The following is a 16,293-nucleotide window of genomic DNA, read 5'->3' on the forward strand; positions in this document are numbered from 1 at the left end:
CGTTCGGGTTTTCCGATTCAATCGAAATACGCAAAACGAGAAATATTCGTATTTCATATTTTGCGTTTATGCATTGAATCGAGCCGAAGGGATTACCTGCAATGATCAGACGAATACCCGTCAAACCGTTGCATGGCCTGGAGTTTAATTTCATCAATAAACAAATTATTTGGTGAAACCCGTTGATGCACATTTAATGCATATTTTTGCGAATTCGGCATAATGTTTTTGCCGAATTTGCCGAAAGTGCAGGAGCATGACCCACGCGCTTGCGGATCGACCGCAATGCGCGGGGTCGCGAATCAATCGACAAGCGGGCGCAAGATCCGCTACCCGGAGCTCCACAACCATGCGCAATAACCAGCCCGTCACGCAACGCGAATTCGATTTCCCCGACGATGCGACGCTGATGTCGACAACCGATGCCGACAGCCATATCACGTACGCGAACGCGGCATTCATCCAGGTCAGCGGATTTTCTCCCGACGAGATCGAAGGTCAGCCGCACAACGTGGTGCGCCACCCGGACATGCCGAAGGAGGCATTCGCCGACATGTGGGCGACGCTCAAGGGCGGCGAGCCGTGGACCGCGCTCGTGAAGAACCGCCGCAAGAACGGCGATCATTACTGGGTGCGCGCGAACGCGGTGCCGGTGATGCGCAACGGGCAGCCGAAGGGCTATATGTCGGTGCGCACGAATGCGTCGCGCGACGAGATCGCCGCTGCCGAGGCGCTGTACAAGGAATTCCGCGAAGGGCACGCGGGCAACCGGCATTTTCACAAGGGGCTGATCGTCCGCAAGGGCATTGCGGGTTTCACGTCGCTGTTCCAGACGATGTCGGTGCGCGCGCGGCTCCATGCGTCGCTGTGCGTACTCGCGCCGGTGATGGTGGCCGGCGGCTGGGCATGCGGGCTGGCCGGCGGCCCGCTTGCGGCGTTCGCGGCGGTAACGGCAGGCGCCGCCGTTGCCGCGGGCCTGTGGCTCGATGCGCAGATCGCGCGGCCGCTCATGCAGTTGCGCGACGAGGCGTTGCGCGTCGCGACCGGCGAGAGCCGCAGCGGCGTGCGGATGAACCGCGTCGACGAGATCGGCATGACGCTGCGCACGATCAACCAGCTCGGGCTGATGTTCCGCTGGCTCGTCGACGACGTCAGCGAACAGGTGCACAACGTGCAGCGTGCGAGCAACGAGATCGCGCAGGGCAACAACGACCTGAGCGCGCGTACCGAGCAGGCATCGACGAGCGTGCAGCAGACGGCCGCGTCGATGGCCGAGATGACGGCGACCGTGTCGAGCAACGCGGAGACGGCGCTGCAGGCGAATCAGTTGTCGGTATCGGCCAGTGAAGCGGCCGGGCGCGGCGGGCAGGCGGTGAGCGAGGTCGTCGCGACGATGAACGACATCACCGACAGCTCGCGCAAGATCGCGGACATCATCGGCGTGATCGACGGGATCGCATTCCAGACCAACATCCTCGCGCTGAATGCGGCGGTCGAGGCCGCGCGCGCGGGTGATCAGGGGCGCGGCTTCGCGGTGGTCGCGGGCGAGGTGCGGGCGCTCGCGCAGCGCAGCGCGAACGCGGCGAAGGAGATCAAGACGCTGATCGGCGCGAGCGTCGAGCGGGTCGAATCGGGCGCGCGGATCGTCGACGGCGCGGGCAAGACGATGGAGGACATCGTCACGCAGGTGAAGCGCGTGTCGGACCTGATCGCGGAGATCAGCTCGTCGACGGCCGAGCAAAGCACGGGCGTCGCGCAGGTCGATCAGGCGGTCGTGCACCTGGACAACATCACACAGCAGAACGCGGCGCTCGTCGAGCAGAGCACGGCGGCGTCGGAAAGCCTGAAACAGCAGGCGCAGCGGCTCGTGGATGCGGTGAACGTGTTCCGCTGATCGCGGGGAGGAGAGGCGACGCGGGCGCGGCGGAGAGGGGCACCGGCCCGCGTCGGACCGCCCGGTTCCGGCCGGGCGGTCAGCGCCCGTCACAGAAGCGACAGGCGCTGAACCGTCACACCGCGAGGCAGAGGTACTTGATCACGACGTAGTCGTCGATGCCGTAGTGCGAGCCTTCGCGGCCGAGGCCCGACTGCTTGACGCCGCCGAACGGCGCGACTTCGTTCGAGATCAGGCCCGTGTTCACGCCGACCATCCCGTATTCGAGCGCTTCGGCGACCTTCCACACGCGGCCGATGTCGCGGCTGTAGAAATACGCGGCCAGACCGAACTCGGTGTCGTTCGCGAGGCGGATCACCTCGTCGTCGCTGCCGAACTTGAACAGCGGTGCGAGCGGCCCGAACGTCTCTTCCTTCGCGACCTTCATCGCCGGCGTGACACCCGTCAGCACGGTCGGCTCGAAGAAGCCGTGGCCGAGCGCGTGGCGCTTGCCGCCCGTCACGACGGTCGCGCCCTTCGCGAGCGCGTCCTCGATGTGCGCCTCGACCTTCAGCACGGCCGCTTCGTTGATCAGCGGGCCTTGCGTGACGCCCGGCTCGGTGCCGCGACCGACCTTCAGCTGGCCGACCGCCGCCGCGAGCTTCTGCGCGAACTGGTCGTACACGGCTTCATGCACGTAGAAGCGGTTCGTGCACACGCAGGTCTGGCCGCTGTTGCGGTACTTCGATGCGATCGCGCCCTGCACGGCCGCATCGAGATCGGCGTCGTCGAACACGATGAACGGCGCGTTGCCGCCGAGCTCCAGCGACACCTTCTTGACCGTCGCCGCGCATTGCGCCATCAGCAGGCGGCCGACCGGCGTCGAGCCGGTGAACGACAGCTTGCGCACGATCGGGTTCGACGTCAGTTCGCCGCCGATCGCCTTCGGATCGCCCGTGACGACGCTGAACACGCCGGCCGGCACGCCCGCGCGCTCGGCCAGCACGGCCATTGCGAGCGCGGAGAACGGCGTTGCCTCGGCCGGTTTCACGACGATCGGGCAGCCTGCCGCGAGCGCCGGGCCGACCTTGCGCGTGATCATCGCCGCCGGGAAGTTCCACGGCGTGATCGCCGCGCACACGCCGATCGCTTCCTTCGTCACGACGATGCGCTTGTCGCTCGCCGGCGTCGGGATCGTGTCGCCGTACACACGCTTGCCTTCCTCGGCGAACCATTCGAGGAACGACGCCGCATAGCCGATCTCGCCCTTCGCCTCGGCCAGCGACTTGCCCTGCTCGGTCGTCAGGATCAGCGCGAGGTCGTCGGCGTTTTCCATCATCAGGTCGTGCCACTTGCGCAGGATGACCGCGCGTTCCTTCGCGGTCTTCTTGCGCCACGCCGGCCATGCGGCGTTCGCGGCGTCGATCGCGTGACGCGTCTCGGCCGTGCCCATCGCCGGCACGGTGCCGAGCAGGCCGCCCGTCGCCGGATTGCGGACTTCGAACGTCTCGCCGTTCGATGCGTTTTGCCATTCGCCGTTGACGTACGCCTGCTGGCGGAACAGCGACGGATCTTTCAGTGCCAGGGTTTCCTGAACCGTGCTCATGTGTATGTAGCCTGCGTTGAAGATGAAGGACGAAACGGCCGCCGCCGTCCTGACGGCGGCGGCGGCACATTCGGTTGACGGGAGCTCAGGCCGGCACGCCGACCGTTTCCTTCAGCACTTCCTCGAGGATCACGAGCGCTTCGTCGAACACGGCCTGCGGGATCGTCAGCGGGAACAGGAAGCGCACGACGTTCGAGTACACGCCGCACACGAGCAGCAGCAGGCCGCGCTCGAGCGCACGCGCCTGCACGCGCTTCGTGAATTCCGCGTCCGGCTCGCCCGAGCCCGGCTTCAGGAACTCGACCGCGACCATCGCGCCCGGGCCGCGCACGTCGGCGATCTGCGGCACGTCCGCCTGCAGCGCGTTCAGCTTCGCCTTCAGCACGTCGCCGAGTTGCGTGGCGCGCTCGCACAGCTTCTCTTCGTCGATGATCTCGAGCACCGCGTGCGCCGACGCGACCGCCAGCGGGTTGCCCGCATACGTGCCGCCGAGGCCGCCGGGCGCTGCCGCGTCCATCACGTCCGCACGGCCGACGACGCCCGACAGCGGCATGCCGCCCGCGAGGCTCTTCGCCATCGTGATCAGGTCGGCCAGCACGTCGTAGTGCTGCATCGCGAACAGCTTGCCGGTACGCGCGAAGCCGGTCTGGACTTCGTCGGCGATCAGCAGGATGCCGTGCTCGTTACAGATCTTGCGCAGCGCGCGCACGAATTCGGCCGGCGCCGGGTTGAAGCCGCCTTCGCCCTGGACCGGTTCGAAGATGATCGCGGCGACGCGCTTCGGATCGATGTCGGCCTTGAACAGCATCTCGATCGCCTTGATCGAGTCGGCCGTCGTCACGCCGTGCAGCGCGGTCGGGTACGGGGCGTGGAACACGTCGCCCGGGAACGGGCCGAAGTTCAGCTTGTACGGCGCGACCTTGCCGGTTAGCGCCATGCCCATCATCGTGCGGCCGTGGAAGCCGCCCGAGAACGCGATGACGCCCGGACGGCCGGTTGCTGCGCGCGCGATCTTGATCGCGTTCTCGACGGCTTCGGCGCCGGTCGTGAAGAACGCGGTCTTCTTCGGGAAGTCGCCCGGCGCGCGTGCGTTGATCTTCTCCGCCAGCTCGACGTACGACGCGTACGGGACGATCTGGTAGGCGGTGTGCGTGAAGCTGTTCAGCTGATCCGAGATCGCCTTGACGATCTTCGGGTGGCGGTGGCCCGTGTTCAGCACCGCGATGCCGGCGGCGAAATCGATGAAGCGGCGGCCTTCGACATCCCACAGTTCCGCGTTCTCGGCGCGGGCTGCGTAGAAATCGCACATCACGCCGACGCCGCGCGGGGTAGCGGCGTTCTTGCGGGCCTGCAGGTCGGCATTCTTCACGGTCATCTCCTTGATGTTCTTTCCGGTGAGTAGAAAATCGGGCGCGTTGACAGCCCATGGAGGCGACTATAATCACATTTGGCTCTGACAATCAGAGCCATTTCAATAAATATTCAGGAGCCAATCATGCGCGCGAGCGTGTTGTCGGACTGGCTGGCGCAGCGCCTCGTGCGCGGCGGCGAACAGCCGATCTACCGGCAGCTTCACCGGTTGCTGCAACAGGCGATCCTGTCGCGCGAACTGCCGGCCGGCACGCGCGTGCCGTCGTCGCGGTTGCTGGCCGCCGAGCTCGGGATCGCGCGCAACACGGTCACGCAGGTTTACGAACAGCTTGCGCTCGAAGGCTATGTGAACTCGGCGACGGGCCGCGGCACCTTCGTCGCCGACAGCGCGCCGGACGAGATCGTCGGTGCGCCGCCCGACGCGGCGGCCGGCCCGGCCGTCGTGGTGCCGTCCGCGCGGCGGCTGTCCGCACGCGGCACGCGGCTGGTCGAAGGGGCCGGCGTGTCGAAGCGCCAGGGCGGCGCGTTCATGCCGGGCGTGCCCGATGTGTCGCGATTTCCGGCGCGCGTGTGGACGCGGCTGCACAACAAGTACTGGCGGCGCCTGCGCCCCGACCTGCTGACCTATGCGCCGGGCGGCGGGCTCGCGCTGCTGCGCGAGGCGCTGGCCGACTACCTGCGCACGTCGCGCTCGGTGCGCTGCACACCCGAGCAGATCGTGATCACGACCGGCATCCACCAGTCGATCGACCTCGCGGTGCGGCTCCTGACCGACCCGGGCGACGCGATCTGGACCGAGGACCCGTGCTACTGGGGCGTGCGCAGCGTGCTGAACGTGTCGGGGCTGACCACACGGCCGATCCCGGTCGACGACGAAGGCATCGCGCCGTCGGCCGCCGATCTCGCCGAACCGCCGAAGCTGATGCTCGTCACGCCGTCGCACCAGTATCCGCTCGGGATGGTGATGAGCCTCGCGCGGCGGCGGATGCTGCTCGAATACGCGCGCCAGCACGGCTGCTGGATCATCGAGGACGACTACGACAGCGAATTCCGCTACGGCAGCCGGCCGCTCGCGTCGCTGCAGGGCCTCGATACGGCCGGGCAGGTGATCTACGTCGGCAGTTTCGGCAAGACGCTGTTCCCCGGGCTGCGGGTCGGCTACCTGGTCGCGCCGGAACCGCTCGCGGAAAGCTTCGCGACCGCGAGCGCCGAGCTGTATCGCGAAGGGCAGTTGCTGCAGCAGGCCGTGCTCGCCGAATTCATCGCGGAAGGGCATTTCGTGTCGCATATCCGCAAGATGCGCACGCTGTACGGGCAGCGCCGCGAGGTGCTGCTCGATGCGGTTGCGCGCCGCTACGGCGACACGCTGCAGGCGCTCGGCAGCGACGCGGGGCTGCATCTCGTCACGCAATTGCCGGAAGGTGTCGACGATCGCGCGGTCGCGCAGGCCGCGCTCGAACGCAATATCGTCGTGCGGCCGCTGTCCGGCTATTACGCGGATCGCGGGCGCGCGGCGTCGGGGCTGCTGCTCGGCTATGCATGCGTGCCGGAGGACGAGATCGCGCCGGCATTCGCGACGCTCGCCGAGGCGATCGACGAGCGGGCGTTCGGCGGGGTGGCGGTGGCTGCTTGATGGTTGATGGTTGATGGTTGATGGTTGATGGTTGATGGTTGATGGTTGATGGTCGATGGTGTCGATGGTGTCGCTGCGTCGCGGAGCAGTGCGAGTCGATCGCCACCTTCTCCCCGCGGCGCGGATAGAAAGGCACGGGCGGGCGGCGAGATGTGCGGGCCGCATCCCGGGCGTCGGCGCGACGAAGGTCGTCGGCCCGTGCGCCTACAACCGGATCAGCGCCGCACCCGCCACGACCAGTGCACACGCGGCGAGCCGCTGCGCGCCGGGCCGCTCGCGCATCACGAACCAGCCGATCGCGACCGCGAAGATCGAACTCGTTTCGCGCAGCGCCGACACGGTCGCGACCGGCAGGTGCCGGTACGCGAGGATCACGATCGCATACGCGGCGAGCGAGATCGTGCCGGCGATCGCCCCCTGCGTGAGCGCGCTGCGCGAGCCGAGCACCGCGCGCGGGCCGCCGCGCACTGCGCAGACGAGCACGAGCTGCGGCACGCTCCACAGCAGGTACACCCACGCGATGTAGCCGAGCGCGCTGCCGGACACGCGCGAGCCGATCCCGTCGCAGATCGAATACGCGGCGATGAACACGCCCGTGAGCAGCGCATACGGCACGCCTTCCCCGGAGAACCTGAAGCCGCGGCGCAGCGCGAGCGACATGATGCCGAACGACACGAGCGCGATGCCGGCGAAGCCGAACGGCGTCGGCCGCTCGTGCAGCACCGCGAACGCGAGCACCGATACGAGCAGCGGCGACATCCCGCGCGCAATCGGATAGATCTGCCCGAACTCGCCGCTGCGGTAGGCGCGCGCGAGCGTGAAGCAGTACGCGACCTCGAGCGCGGCAGATGCGGCGACATACGGCCAGGCGGCGGGCAGCGGCGCGGGCAGCAGCACGGCGCCGGCGATGCCGAACGCGAGATACGGCAGCGACATCGTGCCGAGCTGGACGAGCCGGTCCTCGCTGACGTGCAGGAACGCGTTCCAGATGGCGTGCAGCAGCGCGGAGCACAGTACGAGGCCGATGAACAGGTGATCCATGAATGAAGGGGCGGACGAAGGCAGGCGCCGACAATTATGTGGGTATCGGGCGCGCTCGCGCGGAATTGTCGATAATGGAGCGTTGTTATTCACCGGATGCCGACAATGACCGAAGCCACCCAAGCCCAGCCTGCCGTTCCGCGCCTCACGAGCCTGTCGCACGGGGGCGGCTGCGGCTGCAAGATCGCGCCGGGCGTGCTGTCCGAACTGCTGAAGCGTGCGACACCGCCCGCGCTGTTCCCGGACCTGCTGGTCGGCACCGAGACGTCCGACGATGCGGCCGTCTACCGTCTCAACGACGAGCAGGCGATCGTCGCGACCACCGACTTCTTCATGCCGATCGTCGACGATCCGTTCGACTTCGGCCGTATCGCGGCGACCAACGCGCTGTCCGACGTCTACGCGATGGGCGGCAAGCCGATCCTTGCGCTCGCGCTGGTCGGGATGCCGATCAACGTGCTGCCGCACGAGACGATCGCGGCCGTGCTGCGCGGCGGCGAATCGGTGTGCGCGGACGCCGGCATTCCGGTCGCGGGCGGCCATTCGATCGATTCGGTCGAGCCGATCTACGGGCTCGCGGCGATCGGCGTCGTGCATCCGTCGCGCGTGAAGCGCAACGCGGCCGCGCGCGCGGGCGACGTGCTCGTGCTCGGCAAGCCGCTCGGCGTCGGCGTGCTGTCGGCCGCGCTGAAGAAGAACCAGCTCGACGCGGCGGGCTACGCGCAGATGGTCGCGACGACCACCAAGCTGAACCGGCCGGGTGCCGAGCTTGCCGCGCTGCCGGGCGTGCACGCGCTGACCGACGTCACGGGTTTCGGGTTGCTCGGCCATACGCTCGAACTGGCGCGCGGCGCGCATCTCACCGCGCGCGTGCACTACGCATCGCTGCCGTGGCTCACGGGTGTCGAGGCGTTCGTCGCCGACGGCGTGTTCACCGGCGCATCCGGCCGCAACTGGGCCGCGTACGGCACCGACGTGCGGCTCGCCGACGGCCTGCCGGCCGTTGCACAGGCGCTGCTGACCGATCCGCAGACGTCGGGCGGCCTGCTCGTCGCGTGCGCGCCGGAAGCGGTCGACGAAGTCCTCGCGTGCTTCCGCGCCGACGGCTTCGACCGCGCGGCCGTGATCGGCGAGATGGTGGACGGGGCGGCGCGGGTCGAGGTGGCTTGATCACCGCTCTTCCTGCGGATATTTTGCTGCCGCTGGAATCGATGCCTTTCGTTGACGGCGTCGACGACCGATGAGCGATTTCCTGTTCGGGCTGACGATCGCGCTGTCGGTCGGGCCCGTCGCGCTGATGATCGCGAACTACGGCATGCGTGCCGGCACCGCCACCGGCGTGCGTGCGGCGGTGGGCGTGGCGGCTGCCGACGGTTGTTATGCGGTCGTCGCGTTCACGATCGGCGCGATGCTCGCGAGTACGCTCGCGTCGCACCTGTCGGTGTTCCGTACCATCGGCGCGTTCGTGTTGCTCGCGATGGGCACACGGATGCTGTGGCTGGCGTTGAGAGACCGGCGCCGCACGCTCGACGGCGATGCGCCGCCGCCGGGCAATCGCCCGTTCACATCGATGTTCTTCGTCACGCTCGCGAATCCGCTGACTATCCTGCTGTTCTATGGCTATGCGACGGCTGCCGCCGGTGCGCATCGGCACTGGCTTTTCGGTGCCGCGTGCGTGTTTGCCGGCAGCCTCGCGGGGCAGCTCGTGTTCGCATTCGGCGGCAGTGCGATCGGGCGCGTCGTGAAGTCGCCGGGGTGGCTCGCGGCGAGCCATGTGGTCGCCGCGCTGGTCGTGCTCGGTTATGGCGTCGCGGGGCTCGTGCGCGTGTAACGGTTCGGGAGCCGGCCGAAGGCGACGTCGACGGGGTGATGCGCAGAGGCATGTCGGCGGGCATGCGTTCCTGCCAACCGGATAGCATTCCTGATGGTTGTCGTGCACGGCGATGGTGCGAAACCGACGACGCACATCGCATTGCGCAACACGCGCACCGTCGCACGAAACACGGCCAGCCGTTTCGTAGCCGGGTTCCGCATCGCGCGGGCCCGTTCTATACTCCTTCGCGCAGTCTCCGAGAGCCGTTCTCACCCAACATCATCGAAACAAGGGACGCCGATGCTGACTCGCTCCATTCTTTCCGCCGCCGCATTCTCGCTCGCGGCCTGTGCGACCGCGCCGTCGATCGCGCAGGACAACCAGGGCAACAACGCGGGCAACACTGCATTTGCCGAGACCGGTGCACAGGGCCGCCCGGTCAAGGTCATGATCATCACGATGTTCGGTCCGGAGGGCCAGGCCTGGCTCGACCGGATCGGCCCGTGGCGCGACATCGCCGTGCCGGGCCTGTCGCCCGACTATCCGGCTGTCCACTGCAACAAGCAGGACGTGTGCGTGGTGACGACCGGCATGGGCTATGCGAACGCGTCGGCGACGATCATGGCGCTCACGTTCTCGCAGCGCTTCGATCTGCGCCGCACGTATTTCCTGATCTCCGGTATCGCGGGTGTCGACCCCGCGCAAGGCACGGTCGGGTCCGCCGCGTGGTCGAAGTACCTCGTCGATTTCAGCCTGCAGTGGGAACTCGATGCGCGCGAGATTCCGTCCGGCTGGAACACGGGCTTTCTCGGCATCAACACGAAGAGCCCGAACGACAAGCCGCCGCTCGACTACCGCACCGAAGTGTTCCAGCTCAATCCGCAACTGACCGACGCCGCGTACGCGCTGTCGCGCAACGTCGTGCTCGCCGACAGCGCGCAGGCGCAGGCCGCGCGCGCGAAGTTCACGTATGCGCCGGCGAACCGGCCGCCGACGGTGATCCAGTGCGACACGTCATCGGGCAACACGTGGTTCTCGGGCACGCTGATCGGCGAGCGCGCGCGCCAGTGGACGAAGATCCTGACCGACGGCAAGGGCACTTACTGCATGACCGCTCAGGAAGACAACGCGACGTACGAAGCGCTCAAGCGCGCGGCGAGCGTGAAGCGGGTCGACCTGTCGCGCGTCGCGGTGCTGCGCACGGGGTCCGATTTCGACCGGCCGTATGCGGGGCAGACGAGCGCCGACAACCTGCTGAACTACGCAGACCAGGGCGGTTTCGCGCCGGCGACCGAAAACCTGTACCGCGCGGGCAATCCGCTCGTGCAGGACATCGTGACGGACTGGGGCGAATGGCGCGACGGCGTGCCGCGCCGCTGATGGCCAGACGTGGCCTGACGACGACTCAGCCGGCGGTCAATGCGAGTGCGGGGCCGAACGGAACGGCGTCCAGACCGGTGTGGTGTCGTCCCAGTGATCGAGCGGCGAAGGAAGTTGGTCGTTCATCATGTGCTCCTGCAACTAACTGACTCAGCGAGTCGTCGATGGGTGGTTCGCGACGCCGCGCACGGGGCGACCCGCTGCGCGGCGTTGCGCGTTTACCGGCCTCCGCCGGCGAGCTGGTTGCTTTCCGGCATCGAGCGATACGGGCCTTGTGCGAGTTCGAGCCCTTGCGGATACGAAGTCGCCTTGCGCAGGTACGCGAGCGTGCCGTCGCGGCGCGCCTGTTCGACTTCCGCGCTCACTTCGGCGCGCGTGCGCGGACCGTTGTGCTGCGTGTACCACGACGTGTTGCTGTAGTCGCCGGCGTGCGGCGTGCCCGAATCGGCGAAGGCCGGTGCGGACACGGCGAGTGCGAGGGTGACGGCGGAGAGAAGGGTGCGGCGGTTCATGACGTAACTCCTGTATCGAGATAGGCCGGCGCTTCAGTGCCCGGCTCGGATCCCGTGTTTGCATTGCGTCGGAGTCGGCGCCTGCTCCAGGGATCGGTTCGATGCGCAACGGTGTGCGCGACTGGGTTTACTCTAGGGGCCGGCAGCAGCGCGATAAATGGCGCTGCCGCGAATTGAATTGTCGTCAGGTTGGAACAATCGTTATCCGCACGGACCGTGAGGATATCGTCGCGAGCCTTGTGCCGCGGGGCTGCAGGCCGCTGGCCATGCGGGGCGGCGCGCCATGTGCGCGGCGCGGTCTTCCGCGCTGGCGCACTGATCCTTTGCGCGTGGCGGAACAATGGCGGCGCGGAGCATGCGGTGCGCGGCGGGAACCGGTCGTCGGGCCGGCCCGACGCATCGCAGCGCGCATGCGGGAGTCAGATCGCTTCGAGACGATAGCCGAGCGTGTAGACCGCGCTGAGCCGCACGCCGTTCGACGGCTGGAGCGCCAGCTTTATCCGCAATCGATAGATGTGCGTGTCGAGGCTGCGGGATACGCGGGTCATGTCGCGGCCCCACAGCGAAAGGATCAGCGCATCGCGCGGCATGATGCGCCCGATGTTACGAAACAGCAGCACGGCGAGATCGAATTCGCGCGGCGTCAGCTTGATCTGCGTGCCATTGAGCCGTACCGTCCGTGCCTTCGTATCGATCCGGTAGCCGCCGATATCGAGGGTGTCCAGCGGCGCACCGCCGCTGTGATACGCGCGCCGCAGCAACGCGTTGGTGCGCGCCAGCAGTTCGAAATGGCTGATCGGCTTGACCATGTAATCGTCGGCGCCGGCATTGATCGCGGAGAGAATCTCGTCCTCTCGCGCGCGATGCGTCAGAAACAGGATCGGCAGGCGCCCGCCGATGCGTTCCCGCGTCCATTTCAGCACCTCGAACCCCGACAGGCCCGGCACTTGCCAGTCGAGAATCAGCAGATCGACCACCGCGTTCTCCAGATGGCGGATTGCCTGGAAGCCGTTGCCGACCGTATGCACGTGGTGTCCCGATTTCTCCAGTATTTCGGTGATCGCTTCGACGTATGCGCTGTCGTCCTCGAGATATAGAACATTCATGTTTTGCACTCCTTTGTAAGCGAGCAGGTCGATCGTGCTGCGTCGAGCGTGGGTGGAAGGGTTCTTATGTCCCGTGTGAGGCCGAGTGGCGACCGGCGAATTTCCGCGCATGTTCGCATCGTTACGTCATTAAATTGTCAACAATTTTGAACGCATAAGGCGGCTGCTATAGCGTCGAAATCGCTTTCATTGGCGCATGTGAGATCAATTAATAACCACTATTGTTGACAAATGTTGTCAATGCGAAACGGTGGCGCGATTACGCTTCGATGTAGCGGCACCGCCTCGGTGGAGTTCCGGCGAAGGGGCGAGTTTGGGGAACATCGCATGCTGATATACAAGTCATTCATGGAAAAGAAGGCCTTGCTCGAAGAGCAACTGCAACGCGAGCGTCTCGCCATATCGGAGGTCGTGCTGCTCGAAGTCCGGCGCTGTATCGAGGAATTCGGGTTCACCCACAACGAGGTGTTTCCGGCCGGTGCGACCGGCCTCAGGAAGCGCCGGGCAAAGTATTTCGACCCGCGGACCGGGCGGACGTGGTCCGGCGTGGGCCGGGAGCCGGCATGGTTGCGTGGTCAGGATCGCAACCGGTTCCTGATCGATGCGATATCGCCCATTAAGTCTGAGGATTCCTGATCATCGGATTTTTGAAGATGCGTCATGTCGGTCTCGGGGAGCTTCGACGCGGCGGCCTGTCATCGGCGTCGCGGCGTGTTCGGAAGATCGATCGCGCAATCACCCCGGGATGACGAAGCGAAGCGGATGGAACCAGTTCCATCTGAAATATTACATTTCGATTGTGACAGTTCTAGTGACGAACATCGGTGTCCCAATTTTTTCCCGGCCGGACTGAAGGGCGAGATCAGGAGCGAATTCGTATGAGCGATCGAGCAGCGCAACAGCACGGCGAGGCGTTGGCGCCCGAGCGCGTGTTTGTCGGCATCAGCGTGACGTACGAGACGGTTGAGGTCGGCGTCTCGTCGCTGAGGGTGATCCTCGGCTACCGGAACGAGACGTTCGGCATCGAGTCGATGACCGATGCAATCGCCGGATTGGCTCCTGCGCGCGTCGTGCTGGAGTCGTCCGGCGGCGCCGAAGTCGAGGCGGCTTGCGCGCTGCAGGCCGCGCGACTGGCGGTGGCCGTTGCCTATCCGCATCAGGCCCGCGATTTCCTCGCGGGCGCGGTCGAGATTCCGCTCGACCGAAAAGGGGCGCGCGCCCGTTTGCTGACGGAACTGGCCTGCAAGTTCGATCAGCATCCGTCGTGCGCCCAACTCGTCGAGCCGTTGTCCGACCCGCAACTACTGTACGTGCAGGCACTGGTGCAGCGCCGCCGGCAACTCGCGCGCGCGCTGATCGCGGAGTATCAGCTGCTCGCGTGCTCCCAGGCGAACGTGCGCAGCAGCATCGAGCAGACGATCGCGTTCATGGAAAACCAGATCGGCGTGATTGATCGCTTTTGCGCGCGGCACGTGAGCGCGCAGCGCGCGCAACTGGCGCGGGCGATGGCGCGCGCGAAGCGGCCCGGCCGCGGCGCACCCGGCATGGGGGCCGCGGAATTCATGCGTGCGTGGAGAGCGAAGTGAAAAAAGGGCCCGGGTACGCCGGACCTACGCGACCCACTCGTTGATGACCGGCGTATCGAGCGCCGGTGCGCGTTCGGCTTCCTCGAACGTGCGCTTGCTGCACGTCGCGTCGAGGCTGCCCTTGCCGCTCAGCAGCGGGCAGCGGTCGAACACTTCGGCGATCCAGTCGACGAACACGCGCACCTTCGGCGACAGATGGCGGCTGTGCGGATACACGACCGAGATCGGCATCGGCAGCGGCTTGATGCCGGGCAGCACTTCCTTGAGCCGGCCTTCGCGCAGGTGCGGCAGCACCATGAAGAGCGGCGGCTGGATCAGCCCGAAGCCTTCGATCCCGCAGGTCACGTACGCATCCGCGTCGTTCACCGACACGATGCTTTCCATCTTGATCTCGGTTTCCTTGCCGTCGATCAGGAACGACCAGTCGATCGTGCGGCCGGTGCGGCTCGAGAAATAGTTGACGGCCTTGTGCTGGCTCAGGTCCTCGATCGTCTTCGGCTCGCCGAAGTGCTCGAGATACGAGGGCGCGGCGACCGTCACGCCTTCGAACAGGCCGACCCGGCGCGCGACGAGCGACGAATCCTGCAGCGCGCCGACGCGGATCACGCAGTCGACGCCTTCCTGCAGCAGGTCGACCGGGCGGTCGGACAAGCCGAGCTGCAGGTCGATGTCCGGATAGCGCGTGTGGAATTCGCACAGCGACGGAATCACGAGCAGCCGCCCGATCGAACCCGGCATGTCGATACGCAACTTTCCGTGCGGCTTCCGGTTGTTGGCCTGGAAGCTCGCTTCGGTTTCCTCGACGTCCGCGAGGATTCGCACGCATCTTTCGTAGTACGCGGCGCCGTCCGGCGTCAGCGACAGCCGGCGCGTGGTCCGGTGCATCAGCCGCACGCCGAGGAACGCTTCGAGATTCTGGATGATCGTCGTGACGGACGCCCGCGGCAAGCCGAGCGTTTCTGCCGCCTTGGTGAAGCTGCTTGTATCGACGACGCGAGTAAACACCTGCATGGCCTGAAGCCGGTCCATCACAACCTCCGCAATCTAGGGTCTGCTTGTATATGGAACGCGCATGCGTTGCCACGAGAACGGCCGCTCGCGAGGCGCGCGACGCCGCGAATACTGACGTATCGCCAAGGAGCGCAACGCGGCGAGCGGCCGTTCTCGTGGCAACCCCAAATTAGAAAATTCATGTCACGGGAATGCCCGAAATCGCCCGTATGGCGGCGTCGCTCGTCGCTTGTTTGGCTCGGCCAAACAGCGCTCCTCACTCCTTGCCCTACGAGCGATTTCGGGCATTCGCATGTGCGTTCCATATGCAAGCAGACCCTTTTGCCGCCGGAACAAAGAGGCTGCGCTACCTCGTGGGTGAACGCAGCCTCGGATTGTTCGGGGTCGTTGAATTGTGTTGCCGGATTATAGGCATTTATCCCAATGTCTGCCGGACCCAGAATTCGTTCCATCTCGAAATGGATGCTGCATCGTCATGGACGCTTCTGAATTCAGCAAATTCCTGAAAGCCGCAATGCCCGCTCAAGCCTTGGCGGGCGCGGCGCTGACGGTCGCCGAAGTGGAAATTCCCGGCTACGCGCAGGACATCGTGCTGCGCCTCTACCGCCGCCCGGACAAGACCGGGTTGCCGGTAGTGCTTTATTTCCACGGCGGCGGTTTCGTCCGCGGTTCGCTCGAAGACGCTGATTTCGCCGCGCGTTTTTTAGCAGAACGCTTACCAGCTCTCGTAGTATCGGTCGATTATTCGCTCGCACCGGCCTTTCCTTTTCCGGCCGCGCCGGAGGATGCGTATCGCGCGGCCGTGTGGGCCGCGACGCGCGCCCGCGCGTTCGGCGGCAATCCGAAGAAGATCGGTGTCGCGGGCCACGACGCGGGCGGGCAGCTCGCGAACTGTCTGGCATTCATCGCACGCGACCGCGGCGAAGTGTCGATCGCCGCGCAGGCGCTGTTCGGGCCGATGCTCGACCCGAGCATGACGCGCATCGGCGACGCCGAGCGTCTCGCGTCGGACATCACCGCGCGCGAATGCGCGGCCTGTTATCGCGCGTATCTGCCGCAGGCCGCGCAGCGCATGCACCCGTACGCGGCGCCGATCGAATCGGTGCGCCTCGCGGGGTTGCCGCCGACGCTCGTCGTCACCGCGCAGAACGACGTGCTGCACGTCGAAGCGGAGAAATATGCGGGCTGCCTGATTTCGTCGGGCGTGCTCACGCAGGTGATCCGCTATCCGGACATCACGCACGCCGCGCTCGCGACGCACGAAGCCGCATTCGAGGAAGCCGTGCGCTTCTTCCAGTGCCGCTTCCAGGCGCGCCAGCCGAACCGTTCCGAATAACCAGAACCAATCCACGTTTATTGGA

The 16,293-nt window shown here is 66.2% G+C and carries 14 protein-coding genes; 8 read left to right on the forward strand and 6 right to left on the reverse strand.

Annotated elements, in window-relative coordinates:
• Positions 1-349: 349 nt before the first annotated feature.
• The gene (locus tag KVT39_RS30260; protein ID WP_217590861.1) at positions 350-1,894 is read left to right on the forward strand and encodes a PAS domain-containing methyl-accepting chemotaxis protein; all 1,545 of its coding nucleotides are present in this window, start codon (positions 350-352) and stop codon (positions 1,892-1,894) included.
• 115 nt (positions 1,895-2,009) lie between these two features.
• On the opposite strand, the gene gabD is transcribed toward KVT39_RS30260, so the two are convergent.
• Complete coding sequence (gene gabD / locus KVT39_RS30265) at positions 2,010-3,479, reverse strand: NADP-dependent succinate-semialdehyde dehydrogenase (protein ID WP_034181738.1); 1,470 nt, start codon at positions 3,477-3,479, stop codon at positions 2,010-2,012.
• An 85-nt stretch (positions 3,480-3,564) separates the two neighbouring features.
• Entirely contained in the window at positions 3,565-4,848 is a 1,284-nt protein-coding gene (locus KVT39_RS30270) for a 4-aminobutyrate--2-oxoglutarate transaminase (RefSeq protein ID WP_105391109.1), read from the reverse strand.
• 126 nt (positions 4,849-4,974) lie between these two features.
• Between KVT39_RS30270 and KVT39_RS30275 the strand changes: the two genes are divergently transcribed.
• Complete coding sequence (locus tag KVT39_RS30275; RefSeq protein WP_175749548.1) at positions 4,975-6,483, forward strand: PLP-dependent aminotransferase family protein; 1,509 nt, start codon at positions 4,975-4,977, stop codon at positions 6,481-6,483.
• 204 nt (positions 6,484-6,687) lie between these two features.
• Here the strand turns inward: KVT39_RS30275 and KVT39_RS30280 are convergent, their stop codons facing one another.
• Complete coding sequence (locus KVT39_RS30280; protein ID WP_131949173.1) at positions 6,688-7,524, reverse strand: DMT family transporter; 837 nt, start codon at positions 7,522-7,524, stop codon at positions 6,688-6,690.
• A gap of 105 nt (positions 7,525-7,629) precedes the next feature.
• On the opposite strand from KVT39_RS30280, the gene selD reads away from it, so the two are divergent.
• From selD to KVT39_RS30295, 3 genes are all read left to right on the forward strand, one after another.
• Entirely contained in the window at positions 7,630-8,694 is a 1,065-nt protein-coding gene (gene selD, locus KVT39_RS30285) for a selenide, water dikinase SelD (protein WP_105391049.1), read from the forward strand.
• A gap of 70 nt (positions 8,695-8,764) precedes the next feature.
• Positions 8,765-9,355: a LysE family translocator gene (locus tag KVT39_RS30290; protein ID WP_131949174.1), complete on the forward strand. Its 591-nt coding sequence runs from the start codon at positions 8,765-8,767 to the stop codon at positions 9,353-9,355.
• Between the two features lie 282 nt (positions 9,356-9,637).
• A complete protein-coding gene (locus KVT39_RS30295; protein ID WP_217590862.1) occupies positions 9,638-10,717 on the forward strand; it encodes a purine nucleoside permease in 1,080 nt (359 codons plus the stop codon).
• 218 nt (positions 10,718-10,935) lie between these two features.
• On the opposite strand, the gene KVT39_RS30300 is transcribed toward KVT39_RS30295, so the two are convergent.
• Complete coding sequence (locus KVT39_RS30300; RefSeq protein ID WP_034181746.1) at positions 10,936-11,229, reverse strand: DUF4148 domain-containing protein; 294 nt, start codon at positions 11,227-11,229, stop codon at positions 10,936-10,938.
• Positions 11,230-11,648: 419 nt separating this feature from the next.
• Entirely contained in the window at positions 11,649-12,335 is a 687-nt protein-coding gene (locus KVT39_RS30305) for a response regulator transcription factor (protein WP_217590863.1), read from the reverse strand.
• A gap of 327 nt (positions 12,336-12,662) precedes the next feature.
• Here KVT39_RS30305 and KVT39_RS30310 point away from each other — a divergent pair, with 327 nt between their 5' ends.
• Entirely contained in the window at positions 12,663-12,971 is a 309-nt protein-coding gene (locus KVT39_RS30310; protein WP_034181834.1) for an H-NS family nucleoid-associated regulatory protein, read from the forward strand.
• Between the two features lie 242 nt (positions 12,972-13,213).
• On the forward strand, positions 13,214-13,921 hold the full coding sequence (locus tag KVT39_RS30315) for a hypothetical protein (RefSeq protein ID WP_105391044.1): 708 nt from the start codon (positions 13,214-13,216) through the stop codon (positions 13,919-13,921).
• Positions 13,922-13,945: 24 nt separating this feature from the next.
• Here KVT39_RS30315 and ceoR read toward each other — a convergent pair whose 3' ends face one another.
• The gene (gene ceoR / locus KVT39_RS30320; RefSeq protein ID WP_131949176.1) at positions 13,946-14,950 is read right to left on the reverse strand and encodes a putative multidrug efflux transcriptional regulator CeoR; all 1,005 of its coding nucleotides are present in this window, start codon (positions 14,948-14,950) and stop codon (positions 13,946-13,948) included.
• A 457-nt stretch (positions 14,951-15,407) separates the two neighbouring features.
• Between ceoR and KVT39_RS30325 the strand changes: the two genes are divergently transcribed.
• On the forward strand, positions 15,408-16,268 hold the full coding sequence (locus KVT39_RS30325) for an alpha/beta hydrolase (protein WP_034181749.1): 861 nt from the start codon (positions 15,408-15,410) through the stop codon (positions 16,266-16,268).
• Positions 16,269-16,293 lie beyond the last annotated feature (25 nt).

This window comes from Burkholderia sp. GbtcB21 (assembly GCF_019091065.1).
Taxonomy (GTDB): domain Bacteria; phylum Pseudomonadota; class Gammaproteobacteria; order Burkholderiales; family Burkholderiaceae; genus Burkholderia; species Burkholderia pyrrocinia_C.